The sequence below is a fragment of the Hartmannibacter diazotrophicus genome (genome assembly GCF_900231165.1).
GTDB classification, from domain to species: domain Bacteria; phylum Pseudomonadota; class Alphaproteobacteria; order Rhizobiales; family Pleomorphomonadaceae; genus Hartmannibacter; species Hartmannibacter diazotrophicus.
The window spans coordinates 2,891,268-2,903,145 of record NZ_LT960614.1; the positions used below are offsets into that span (position 1 = coordinate 2,891,268).

The following is an 11,878-nucleotide window of genomic DNA, read 5'->3' on the forward strand; positions in this document are numbered from 1 at the left end:
GCGTTGACGCGCTTCGGGTCCGGTCGGCTCGCGGCAACGTGCCCAATCTTCCTGTGTTCACCGGTCGATCCATCGCAAGTTCATCTGTCACATGACGCGCGGCTTGCTCTACGCTCGCTCCTGAAAGAATCAGGATGTGGAGGCGTTCAGGCGTCTGGCACGGCCATTCCGCCAGCCTTCCATCTGAACGCAGCCGCCACGAGGACAGACGGCCATGAGCACGAGCAAGATTTTTGTCGGCAACTCCAGCGAGGACGCCATTGCATGGTTGCGCGATCTGCGGATCGACGAAGTCGAGTGCATCGTTCCGGACATGACCGGCATGATGCGGGGCAAGATCATCCCGCGTGAGGATTTCATCCGCATCATCCGCGATGGCCTGCGACTGCCGGAATTCGTGTTCTTCCAGTCCGTTACAGGAGACGGCGCCGAAGATTCCGAAGTCGTCAATCCGCTCGACCGGGATGTGCGCTGCATACCCGATCTGACAACCCTGCGGATCGTGCCCTGGTACGATGAGCCGACGGCGCAGGTGATTTGCGATGCCTATTTCGCCGAAGGCTCACCCGTCGATTTCGCGCCGCGATCGGTCCTGCGCCGTGTGATCGACCTTTATGCGCAGAAGGGCCTGAAGCCGGTCGTCGCCCCCGAACTGGAGTTCTATCTCGTCGCCCGCAACGACGACCCGGACCTGCCGCTGGAAAAGCCGATCGGTCTCTCAGGCCGCCATGAATCGGGCCGGCAGGCCTACGGCATCGAACACGCCAACGATTTCGATCACGTCGTCAACCTGATGTACGACTATTGCGAGGACAGCCGCATCGAGATCGCCACGATGGCGCACGAGTCGGGGCCGGCCCAGCTGGAGATGAATTTCCGCCACGGCGATCCCATCGAGCTTGCCGACCAGACCTTCCTGTTCAAGCGCACCGCCCGCCTTGCGGCACGGCGCCACAACATGGTCGCCACCTTCATGGCGATGCCCTATCAGGACGAACCGGGCTCCGCCACGCACATTCACCAGTCCATCGTGCGGGCCGACAACGGCAAGAACATCTTTTCCGACCCCGACGGAACGGATACCGAAGCGCTGCTTCACTATATTTCCGGGCTCCAGCGCTATGTGCCCAAGGCCATGAGCCTGTTCTGCCCCAACGTGAACTCCTACCGCCGTATCCGTCTGGAATCCGACGCACCGATCAACGTGCATTGGGGCCGCGACAACCGCACCTGCGGCTTGCGCGTGCCCGATTCCGGACCGGAAAGCCGGCGAGTGGAAAACCGCGTCATCGGCGCCGATTCCAATCCCTACATCGCCATGGCGACGACCCTTGCCTGCGGCCTCCTCGGACTTGAGGAGAAGATCATGCCGGAGCCGGTCGTCGACGTGGACGCCCATACGCTCGGCGTCTCCCTGCCCTCCCATCTCCACGACGCCCTGATGGGCCTGAAAGCCTGCCAGCCCCTGCGCGACATGCTCGGCACGCGCTTCATCGATGCCTTCATCGAGGTCAAGCTGCTGGAACTGCAGCTCTATAATCGCGTGATATCGAGCTGGGAGCGCGAATACCTGCTGCTCAACGTCTGAGCCGCACCACGGTCCCTTTCAGCCGGATTCCAGGTCCGAAGCCACTCCGCGGAAATCGGGTGGCGAGCAAGCGCGCGGTCATATATTTGATAAAGGCAACTATTTTATTGCTAATATCAAACATGTGAATGGGGCCTTCGCAATGCAGCCAGACCTTGCCGCCGCCGTCGAAACCGTTCGCGCCTTCAACCGCGCCTATACGCGCCAGATCGACGTCATCGGCGACCATCACCTGGGAAGCCCCTACAACCTCGCCGAGGCGCGGATCATCTACGAACTGGCCAACCGCGAACACCTGACGGCCACCGACCTTTCCGGCGATCTCGGCCTTGATCCCGGCTACCTGAGCCGCACCATCAAGTCTCTGGAAAAGAGGGGCATTCTGGCAAGGACGGCGTCTCCGTCCGACGCGCGCCGCCGGGAACTCGCCCTGACGCCGGCCGGCCAGAAGGTCGCCGACGACCTGCGCGACCAGTCCCGCGAAAAGACTGCCGGTCTGTTGCAGGCGCTGCCGCGCGACGACCGCACCATGGCGGTCGCCACCATGGCCCGCCTCACACGTCATTTCGCGGAATCGGCGCCGGCGCCGATCCTCCTGAGGCCGCATCGCATCGGCGATCTCGGCTGGATTCTGGAACGGCAGGCACGCTTCTACCACGAGGAACTCGGTTGGGATTCGCGCTTCGAGACGCTTGTGGCCCGGATCATTGCCGACTTCGCCGAAGCCTTCGATCCTGCATGCGAGATTGCCTTGATCGCCGAACAGAACGGCCTCAACGCCGGGTCCGTCATGGTGGTCAGGGGCGACGATCCGGGCACCGCGAAGCTGCGCCTGCTCTATGTCGAGCCCTTCGCGCGCGGACAGGGCCTTGGTCGCCAACTCGTCGACGCCGCCATCCGCTTCAGCCGTGAGCATGGCTACCAGCGCTTGACGCTCTGGACCAACGATCCCCTGACGACGGCACGCGGTCTTTATGAACGGGCCGGCTTCACGCTTGTCGAAGAGAGCGAGCACAGCGACTTCGGCCCGGCCATGAAGGGCCAATACTGGCACCTGCCCCTTTGAGGTTTTCCGCGCGAATGCCGGACTTGCGCTCGCACTGGCCGGACGGCCGGTCGCTGCCGGGGCTGGAACGGTTGTTCCCGGGGCGTGGTCTTCCTAGATTGTAGGGTGGCGGACGGTTGCCGCGTCATCCGGCGCGGTCCGTGTCCAGCCACCTCGCTCAAACGCACGGCCGCGCTGCGCGTGGGAGCCCCGCTTCCACCGTCAGGTCGGCCAGAAGACAACGGAGGAAAGACTCATGAGCGATCCAGTTGAAACGACCCCGCGCTGGACGCCGGATAGCGTCCGCAAGTTCAAGGAACTCGCCGAGGAAGGCGCGACGGCGGAAGTGATCAGCCTGAAGCTTCAGCACCCGGTCACGGCGGTGCGAGCCAAGGCGCGGGAACTCGGCCTCACCCTCAAGGCCGCCTGACCCGCCGCCTCCGAAGACAGGTACCACGGGCGCCGGGCGAGTTGATCAGGCCTGGCGCTCGGGAATGCGGACGATCAGGCCGTCCATCTCGGGCGTCACCTTGATCTGGCAGGACAGGCGCGAATTGGGACGCACCTCGAAGGCGAAGTCCAGCATGTCCTCTTCCATCGGTTCCGGTTCGCCCGTGATCTCCTTGAACGCGTCGTCCACGTAGACGTGGCAGGTGGCGCAGGCGCAGGCGCCGCCGCACTCGGCCTCGATGCCGGGAACGGAATGCTTGATCGCGTTTTCCATCACGGTGGTGCCGACCGGCGCCTCGATAACGTGTTCGTTGCCGTCAAAGGTAATGTAGGTGATCTTGGGCATCAGGCGCCTTCGGTGTCGTCAGAAGAGGATACGAGCCGGTTCCGACCGGGTGAACGGCCTCGGACATGAGGATTGGAACAACTCTACGGGCGGGTTTCGAGATAAACGCTCTCGCGCCGCCGTCAAGTCGTCGGCGGTCAATGAAGCCTCAATTTTTGGAAATCGGGCGGTGAAGCCGCTCTTTCTTCGCTTTCGCCCCGGCCATTGCCTTCAAGAGGCGAGAAGCGCTTCGATGGCCGCGTTGGCCTCGTCGACACACGCCGCCAGCCGCGCGAAGGCATCTTTACGGGCGTCCGGGTCCAATGCTTCCACCGTCGCCGCCATCTCCGCGACGCGCGCCACACCGAGGCCCCGCGCCGAACCGCTGAGCTTGTGCGCCACGCGGCCGAGGGCCGACGGATCGGCCCTTCCCTCGGCGATCAGAGCCTTGCTCTGGGACAGGAAGAGGCCGAGCACATAGTTCCTCAGCGCCGTGTCGCCGAAGGTTTGCCGGGCAAGATGCTCAAGATCGATGACGGGGACTGCGTTCACCATGAGGTCTCCAAGTTCGTGGTACGACCGCCCGATCCGGCTCGCCTGCGCCCGCTGTGCGCCGGCTTTCGCGATGGGTCCTGGCTCCACTCTCCCCTCGCAAAATGCAACAAAACATGAAAATATGGTTAACGTGAATTAGGAGAATGGCAGCGGGCAACCGCCACGGGACCGCGTGAGACAGTGTTTCGAGGAGAGCCGAGATCGCCATAACGGCCGGCAGATGAGCGCACCACAAGGAAATCAAGGCCATAAAGCCTTGAATTAACGTTATTTCCAACAATTCGACGCGTTGGAGGCCTTCCCGGTCGCCGGTGCGCTTTCAACCGCTGGAACGGCTCTCTCGCTGGGCTGGCGACCTCGAAGATGGTGCTCGGGGATACTTCGGCACCCACCCACGAAGAGGCCTCACCTACTAGATGTAGCGGTCGGGCCCGCGTGGGAGCTGTTAACAAACCGGCCGGCGGGCGGCGCATTCCTTGTGGCGTTCCGGTCTATGTGCCAAAAGCATATGAGAACAATCTGCCAATTTCCGCCCTTTCGGGCCCGCTCTGGCGAAGGAACGGTTGGTGGATTTTCGTCTGCGAAGTCCCGCACGAGGTCGGTCCGGGGCACGCGGATTGCAAGGTTGACAAGGTTGAGAAGCGACGGCAGCCCGGAAACGGAGATGCGGCCGGTCTCGTATGGTGTACGGACGCGAGGCGATTCATGGCGAACAAGCAGACGACAAACAACGCGGCGGATCTGGCCCTGACGGCCGTCGAGGAAGCCCTGAGCCTCGAGCTCGCCCTCGACGAACTTCAGCAGATTCCCGCCGATGGATCGCAGTCTCCCTCCAAGGACCCGGAAGACCGGAACGGTCCGAGGGCAACGCGCACCCGCCCCAAGACCGCGGCCAATGATGACCGCCGCACGATCGGGCACATTCTCTACCAGATCCAGCGCCGCCCCTCGGGTGGCATCTTCTGGGTCACGCTCGCGCTTTCCGCACTCTGGCTCGCGATGATCGCCTACGCGGCGACGGCCGCCTTCGATCTGCATGCGTCCAGCTTTGCCGAGTTCGTGGCGCTGCTGCGCCAGCCGGCGGCGCTCAACCTCGGCGCGCTTGCGATCGTTCCGCTCTTCTTCTTCTGGAGCATGGCGCTGATGATCTGGCGCGCCCAGGAGATGCGCCTGACCTCTCGCGCCATGGCCGAGGTCGCGGTTCGCCTTGCCGAGCCGGAGGAGACCGCCCGCGAATCCGTCCTGAGCGTCGGTCAGGCCATCCGCCGCGAGGTGGCCGCCATGGGCGACGGCGTGGAACGCGCCCTCGCCCGCGCCGGCGAGCTGGAGGTGATGGTCCACAACGAGGTCGCCTCGCTGGAGCGCTCCTACTCCGAAAATGAAATCCGCATTCGCAGCCTCATCGAGGAACTCGTCAACCAGCGCGAATCCGTCGTCGCCAATGCCGAGCGCGTCCGCGCCTCGATTGCCGGCGCCCACGAGTCGCTGGCCAGCGAGATTCAGTCGGCCGGTGACGGCCTCACCAGCCGGATCGACGAGACCGGCCGCGCACTGACCCGCAACTTCGGCGAGAAGGCCGAGCAGCTGACGATGGCCTTCGAGTCCGCCGGCCGCAACCTGACGACGATCGTCTCCGAGCGCGGCGACGAATTCGTCAGCCGCATGCAGAACAGCAGCGCCGACATGACGATCGCGCTCAGCCGTATCGCCGACGAGACCACCGCGCACTTCGCCGGCGAAGGCAACCGCGTGACCGAGGCGCTGAAGGCGGCCGGAAGCGAGATCACCGAGCATCTCGGCTCCGTCGGCAACGAGACGATCCTGGAGCTGGACATGCGCGCCGCCCAGATCAACGACCGTCTGGCGGCCACCGGCAACGAGATTTCCGAGCAGTTCAAGACGCAGGGCGAAGCGCTCATTTCGACCGTCGGCGTCCAGGGTCGCGAACTCTCCGACCTCATCGGCGACCAGACCGCCGAACTGCGGCTGGCCCTCGTCAACCGCACCAGCGAACTGAAGAGCGCCCTCTCCGACGGCTCGCGCTCTCTCGACGAGACCCTCGGCAACCGCACCAGCGAACTGGCGACGACCATCGCCGCCCGCACCGGCGAACTGGAAGAGACCATCGTCGGGCGCACCTCCGCGCTGGAAGAGGCGCTCACGGCCCGCACCGGCGAGCTGCAGCAGACGCTTGAGGGCAAGGCCAGCCTTCTGGACGAGCATCTTGCAGCCCGCACAAGCGAACTGCGCGAGATGTTCGAGGGCCGCACCAGCGAACTCACCGAGGTTCTCACCTCCAGCGTCTCCGGCCTGCAGGAATCGCTCTCTGGCCATTCGGTCGAGATCGAGACCGCACTTGCGCTCGGCATCGGTCGCCTGGATCAGGTTCTCGGAGCCCGGTCGGACGAGGTGGCAAGCGCCATCGACAGCCGCGTCGTCAACCTGGCCGAGGCACTCGGCAGCGGCCGCGATGCCATCACCGAGGCGCTGACCGACAAGACCACCGAAATGGAAATGGCGATGGTGACGCGCAGCGGCATGATCGCCCAGGCGCTGAACGAGCGCACGGAGGAGCTGTCCCGCCTTCTGGCCGACCGCTCCAACGCCATCATCGTCGCCATCGAGGAACGCACCGACCATTTCGAAAAGACGATGGAGGATCGCACCGGCCAGCTTTCGGAGACGATCGCCAGCTCGGTCGACCGTATCGAATCCGTCGTCGGCGACGGCGGCCGCAGCGTCACGGAGGCGATGAACACCTCCAGCGCCCAGTTCGTCGAGACGATCTCCGTCCGCGCCGACGAGCTGACCGCGGCCATCATCGACAACGGCCGCCAGGTCTCCGATCACATCAACGAGGCCAACACGGCCGTCGTCGAGGCGCTCGGCAACCGCATCGGTGAGCTTGACGGCTCGCTGCGCCAGACCGTCGACACCCTCCTCTTCGACTTCGACATCCGCGGCAGCGACATCGTCGAGCGCCTCGACAGGGCCGGCGCGCAGCTCACCGGCGATGTCTCGGGACGCGCGACCGAACTGGTCGGCCAGCTCACGGCCGTCAGCGAGGAAATCCGCAAGGCCATGTCGGGCAACGGCAGCACGATGGTCGAGGGCCTGACCGAGTCGGCCGAGCGGATCGTCGCGGCGCTCAACGAGCGCGGCGAGGCCATTCGCCATATCGTGACGGAAGCGACCGACACCATCGAGGCAAGCCTCAGGGATTCCGGCGGCGACTTCACCGAGAAGCTCTCGATGATCGGCGCCGAGATCGCCCGCGCCATCAACGCCCGCGGCCAGAAGGTCACCGAAACGATCACCATCACCGGCAACCAGCTCGTCTCGCTGCTGGATGACCGCTCCGACGCCCTCTCCTCCAGCTTCGAGGACCGCATCCGCAGCCTCGACGAGATCGTCAATGGCCGCGCCGCCGCCCTCGTCGACAGTCTTGTCGCCCGGACCGGCGAGATCGACCAGACGCTCGACGAGCGCGTCACCAGCTTCGAGCTCGCCCTGACGACCCGTACGCGCGCCATCCAGGAAGCGATCGAAAGCGGCTCCGCCCGCATCGACGCGGCCCTTGGCGGCAATGTCGACAATCTGGAACAGCTTCTGCAGGGCCGCGCCGAGACCATCGCCGAGATCCTCGACAGCAAGTCGGGAGAGATCCTCGGCGCCTTCGACACCCGCACCGGGCTCTTCACCGAAACGCTCAGCGAGCGCCTCGTCGACCTCGACGGCCGCATCGTGCGCCATCTGGAAGAGGCGACAGGTTCGATCGCCACGAAGGGCGACGCGCTCACCACGGAACTGGAACAGCGCACCGCGGCCATCGACCACGCTCTCGATACCCGCGCCCGCCAGATCACCGAGACGCTGCTCAGCCGCACCCGCGAGCTCGCCCAGGCCTTCTCGGCCGGCCAGAGCGAGATGGTGGAGGCCATCGAGGGCCGCATCGAGATCGTGGCCCAGTCCCTCAAGTCCAAGACCGACGAATTCGCCGACACGCTGGCCGATCGGGTCAGCGACATCAACGTGTCGCTCGGCTCCAAGGTCTTCGAGGTTGCCGAAACGCTGGACAGCCGCGCGGCAACGATCGAGCAGACGCTGACCGAGCGCCTGTCGACCATCAGCGAGACGCTGTCGAGCCAGACGGAAACCGCCCGCGAGCAGCTGGCCCAGGCCATGCTGGAAGCAGCCGCGCTGCTGGAGCGCGAGAGCGGCCGCGTCCGCGAGGATCTGGTCGGCTCCGTCGACACGGCCGCCACGCGCCTTGCCAGCGAGACCGACCGCAGCCGCGCCATCCTGGAGGCTCTCTCCAACACCGTCAGCCAGACCATCGGCGGCGAGATTGGACGGGTGCGCGACGATCTGGAAGGCAGCCTGAACCACTTCGTCACCTCGATCAGCCAGCAGACCGAGCAGAGCCAGGCCCTGCTGACCTCCGCGGCCAGCGACATCGGCACGCGCCTTTCGGACGAAAGCACCGAAGCGCACCGCCGCTTCCTTGCTGCCGCCGAGCAGGTCACCGGCATCCTCGATCGTGCATCCGGCCGCATCGGCCAGGAGGCGATCGAAGCCCGCGAGGCTCTGGAAACAGCCTCCAACCTGCTTCAGGGTTCGGTCAGCACCGAAGCGACGCACGTCCGCACGCTGCTCAACGAGGCGCTGTCGATGTTCGCCAACGGTCTCGGCGACGAGTCCGAGCAGCTTCGCCAGTCGGTCGAGTCCATGCTGGCGTCCATCTCCGGGCGCATCACCAGCGAGGCCGAACACGCCCGTCAGCTGCTGCTCGACTCCTATGGCGAGTCGGCAGCGCGGCTTGCTGCCGAACGGGAAGAGACCGGCCGCATGCTCACGGAGCTGACCGGCAAGCTCGCCGATGCCCTGTCGGGCGAGAGCGGCCGGGTTCGCGTCGATCTCCTCGAGATGATCGAGGCGCTCAACGGACGCATTTCCGACGAGAGCGACCGTGCCCGGGCCATTCTCGTCGCCTCCGTCGAGGAAGCCTCCGATCGCCTGTCGACGGAAAGCAACCGCATCCGCTCCAACCTGCTCGGCTCGACCGAGAACATCACCGAGCGGCTGATGCAGTCGGTGCAGCAGCTTGAAACGGCGCTGGTATCGAAGTCCGATCAGGCGGCGAGCGAATTCGACGTCCGCGCGGCGTCGATCGCCAGCCTGCTGTCCGATCGGATCGCGGAACTGCGCGAGGTTCTCGATGGCCAGGGCGGCGACATCGCCGATGCGGTCGTCGCCAGCGTGCAGGCCATCTCCGGCACAATCGAGAGCCGCGGCAACGAGCTTGAGAGCCGCATGCGCCTCGTCGGCGAGCGCCTCGTGTCCGGCATCGAGAACTCCTCCACCGCCGCGACCGACGCCATCTCGGAAAACGGCACGAAGGCCGCCCAGGCGATCAGTTCCTCGTCCCGCGCGCTTCTCGCCACGCTCGACAAGCAGAGCCGCGATATCATCACGGCGCTCCAGTCGGCCAACGGCCAGATCGGCGACGAACTCGTCGGCGTGCTCGGCCGGATCGACGAGACCAGCAGCACGCTTGGAACCGTTCTCGACCGTGCGACAGGCAACCTCAACCGCATCGAGCAGGGTCTTGCCCGCCAGACCGGCGAGTTCCGCACCATCCTCGACCGCGTCGTCGAGGACACGGCGGAAGGCTCGCACCTGATCGCGGCGAATATCGAAAGCCTGAAGGGCATCTCCGACGGCGTGCTCGCCAACATCAGCGAGATCACCGGCCGCTTCGAGACGCAGGCCCGTCAGGTCATGAACGCCGGTCGCGCGCTCGCCGAATCGAGCACGCAGATGGAGGGCACTGTCGGTGAGAAGCAGGCAGCGCTTGCGGCAGCGGCGGCCCAGCTTTCCGAGACCGCCAACGCCATCGGCCAGTCGATGGAGGGCTTCACGACCCTCATCAACGACACGCTGACGACGGCAGACCGGCGCACCCGCGAGGTCGGCCATGCCCTCGCCCGTTCCGCCGACAGCGCGACCTCGGCGATTTCCGAGCAGTTGAAGTCGCTCAGCGTCACGGCGCAGCTTGAAAGCGACAAGACGCAGGAGGCCGTGAAGGGCATTCAGGCCGAGATCGTCGCGGACATTGGCAATGCCATCGACGACGCCGTGGAGCGTTTCGCCGTGGCGGCCCGCGCCATGCGTGACGCCTCACGCGAGGTGAAGGGCCAGCTCGACGACATCCGCAACGAAATCCGTAGCGGCATCGATGCGTTGCCTCAGGAGACGCAGGAGTCGACGGCGGCGATGCGGCGGGTCGTGAACGAGCAGCTTCGCGCGCTCAACGAGCTTTCCGACATCGTCCAGCGCCAGTCCGGACTGGAGCCGCGCGTGGCGGTCAACGGCAACGCCTCCGCGCGTGCCGCCCGCCCGCAGAGCGTCCAGAACCCTGCCCCGTCGCAGCGTCCGGCACCGGCGGCCTTGGCCCAGCCCGTGGCCGTTGCGCCGCCGCCGCCCCCGCCGGCACCGGCTCAGCAGCCGGCCGCAAGAGCACAGGAACCCGCCCGTGCGGGTGAAAAGGGCGAGCGCGGTTGGATCGCCGATCTTCTGCGCCGCGTGTCCGATGAAGAAGAGGACGCGGCCGGGACGACAGGCGAATTGGAGCGCGAGACCGCGAAGGTCATGGAACCCCTGAGTGCGCTCTCGGGCGACATCACCCGGGCCATCGACCAGTCGACCTTCGTCGAGCTTTGGCAGCGCTATCGCCGCGGCGAATCCAATGTCTTCACCCGCCGCCTCTATACGCTGCAGGGTCAGAACACCTTCGACGAAATTCGCCGCCGGTATCAGCGCGACGGTGAATTCCGCAAGGCCGTGGACCGCTATGTCGCCCAGTTCCAGGCCATGCTCGCCGACCGGGCGAGCAAGGACGGCGAAGGCGCGGTGCAGTCGACGCTCCTGTCCGATACCGGCAAGATCTACACGATGCTGGCCCACGCGAGCGGCAAGCTCGGCTGACCGGCAACTCCTGACGTCGCGTGCGCTCATGTGAACCCGCATCAGCGCACGCCGGTCAAGGAACAGAGACGAAATGCAGGAAGGGGCGCCCCACATGATGCGGGGCGCCCCTTCCTTTTGAATTCATGCTCTCTGAGGAGAAGCGGTGTGCGTCAGAGTGTCTGGAGGGTCCACTCGACCATTTCGCCGACGGCCTTCGAGGCTGCGGCATCGAAGGCGGTCACCACCGTTCCCGCACGGTCCACGCCGACCGGCGCCTCCGCTTCGAAGACCTTGGTCGCCAGAACCTTGCCAGTGCGGTCGTTGAGCAGCTTGACGCCGAACTCCACCAGAACCATCCGTCGCGGCGAGGTGAGATACGCGAAGCGCCGGATGTCGACGATCACCTGATAGTCGATGGCAAGGCTCTCACCGGGCCGGCCGACAGCCCGCATGCGCCCGCTGTCCTCGAAGGCGCGCACGACCTTCATCTGAACGAGGCTCGGAAGGTCGTCGCTCCACTGCGCGCCCTTCAGGTATTCGATCTCGCCGACAGCCGGATTGACGACGATGCGCGAGGTATCCAGCGCGGAGACCGCCGTCGGCTTCGGGACAAGAAGCTGAGCGCCTGTGCGCCCTGTGTAGCTTGAGGCCTGCGGCAGGCTGGCCAGCGTCAGATCGAAAATGGACGGAGCCGGCGCAGTGGCGCCAAGCGCCGAACATCCGGCAAGCCCCAAGGCACAGCCGAAGAGGACGAGCCATCGGCCCTGTCCTTTGCCAAATCCGCGCGGCAATCGGCTCGCACGCCCTACTGCATCACTCATACCGCACCGTCCTGCTCGATCGCACCGATGGTGGCGCGATCCGATCGAAATTCCCGAACACCTCATGGCCAGTCAGCCAAAGCCAGCGCTGCGGAAGAGCCTCCTTCCGCGACCTCGCGCCGCTT

7 protein-coding genes are annotated in these 11,878 nt (G+C 65.5%); 4 read left to right on the forward strand and 3 right to left on the reverse strand.

The window, feature by feature from the left end:
• The first annotated feature begins 214 nt into the window (after window positions 1-214).
• The 3 genes from HDIA_RS13575 (at window position 215) to HDIA_RS25675 (ending at window position 3,063) form a co-directional block, all read left to right on the forward strand.
• The gene (locus HDIA_RS13575) at window positions 215-1,588 is read left to right on the forward strand and encodes a glutamine synthetase family protein (RefSeq protein ID WP_099556652.1); all 1,374 of its coding nucleotides are present in this window, start codon (window positions 215-217) and stop codon (window positions 1,586-1,588) included.
• A gap of 142 nt (window positions 1,589-1,730) precedes the next feature.
• Window positions 1,731-2,654, forward strand: a complete 924-nt coding sequence (locus tag HDIA_RS13580; protein ID WP_099556653.1) for a bifunctional helix-turn-helix transcriptional regulator/GNAT family N-acetyltransferase — start codon at window positions 1,731-1,733, stop codon at window positions 2,652-2,654.
• Between the two features lie 235 nt (window positions 2,655-2,889).
• Window positions 2,890-3,063 carry a hypothetical protein gene (locus HDIA_RS25675; RefSeq protein WP_173796232.1) on the forward strand — a complete coding sequence of 58 codons (174 nt, stop codon included), beginning with the start codon at window positions 2,890-2,892 and terminating at the stop codon, window positions 3,061-3,063.
• A gap of 45 nt (window positions 3,064-3,108) precedes the next feature.
• Here the strand turns inward: HDIA_RS25675 and HDIA_RS13585 are convergent, their stop codons facing one another.
• Together HDIA_RS13585 and HDIA_RS13590 are read right to left on the reverse strand one after the other, a co-directional pair.
• On the reverse strand, window positions 3,109-3,429 hold the full coding sequence (locus HDIA_RS13585) for a 2Fe-2S iron-sulfur cluster-binding protein (RefSeq protein ID WP_099556654.1): 321 nt from the start codon (window positions 3,427-3,429) through the stop codon (window positions 3,109-3,111).
• A 210-nt stretch (window positions 3,430-3,639) separates the two neighbouring features.
• Window positions 3,640-3,963 (reverse strand): Hpt domain-containing protein, encoded by a 324-nt coding sequence (locus HDIA_RS13590; protein ID WP_099556655.1) that lies wholly within the window; start codon window positions 3,961-3,963, stop codon window positions 3,640-3,642.
• A 705-nt stretch (window positions 3,964-4,668) separates the two neighbouring features.
• Between HDIA_RS13590 and HDIA_RS13595 the strand changes: the two genes are divergently transcribed.
• Window positions 4,669-10,950 (forward strand): apolipoprotein A1/A4/E family protein, encoded by a 6,282-nt coding sequence (locus tag HDIA_RS13595; RefSeq protein ID WP_162292645.1) that lies wholly within the window; start codon window positions 4,669-4,671, stop codon window positions 10,948-10,950.
• Window positions 10,951-11,102: 152 nt separating this feature from the next.
• Here the strand turns inward: HDIA_RS13595 and HDIA_RS13600 are convergent, their stop codons facing one another.
• Window positions 11,103-11,753 (reverse strand): ABC-type transport auxiliary lipoprotein family protein, encoded by a 651-nt coding sequence (locus HDIA_RS13600; RefSeq protein WP_157775625.1) that lies wholly within the window; start codon window positions 11,751-11,753, stop codon window positions 11,103-11,105.
• Window positions 11,754-11,878 lie beyond the last annotated feature (125 nt).

Coding starts and splice junctions, on each gene's coding strand:
- HDIA_RS13575 (WP_099556652.1), top strand. CDS start 215: ATGAGCACGAGCAAGATTTTTGTCGGCAACTCCAGCGAGGACGCCATT.
- HDIA_RS13580 (WP_099556653.1), top strand. CDS start 1,731: ATGCAGCCAGACCTTGCCGCCGCCGTCGAAACCGTTCGCGCCTTCAAC.
- HDIA_RS25675 (WP_173796232.1), top strand. CDS start 2,890: ATGAGCGATCCAGTTGAAACGACCCCGCGCTGGACGCCGGATAGCGTC.
- HDIA_RS13585 (WP_099556654.1), bottom strand. CDS start 3,429: ATGCCCAAGATCACCTACATTACCTTTGACGGCAACGAACACGTTATC.
- HDIA_RS13590 (WP_099556655.1), bottom strand. CDS start 3,963: ATGGTGAACGCAGTCCCCGTCATCGATCTTGAGCATCTTGCCCGGCAA.
- HDIA_RS13595 (WP_162292645.1), top strand. CDS start 4,669: ATGGCGAACAAGCAGACGACAAACAACGCGGCGGATCTGGCCCTGACG.
- HDIA_RS13600 (WP_157775625.1), bottom strand. CDS start 11,753: ATGAGTGATGCAGTAGGGCGTGCGAGCCGATTGCCGCGCGGATTTGGC.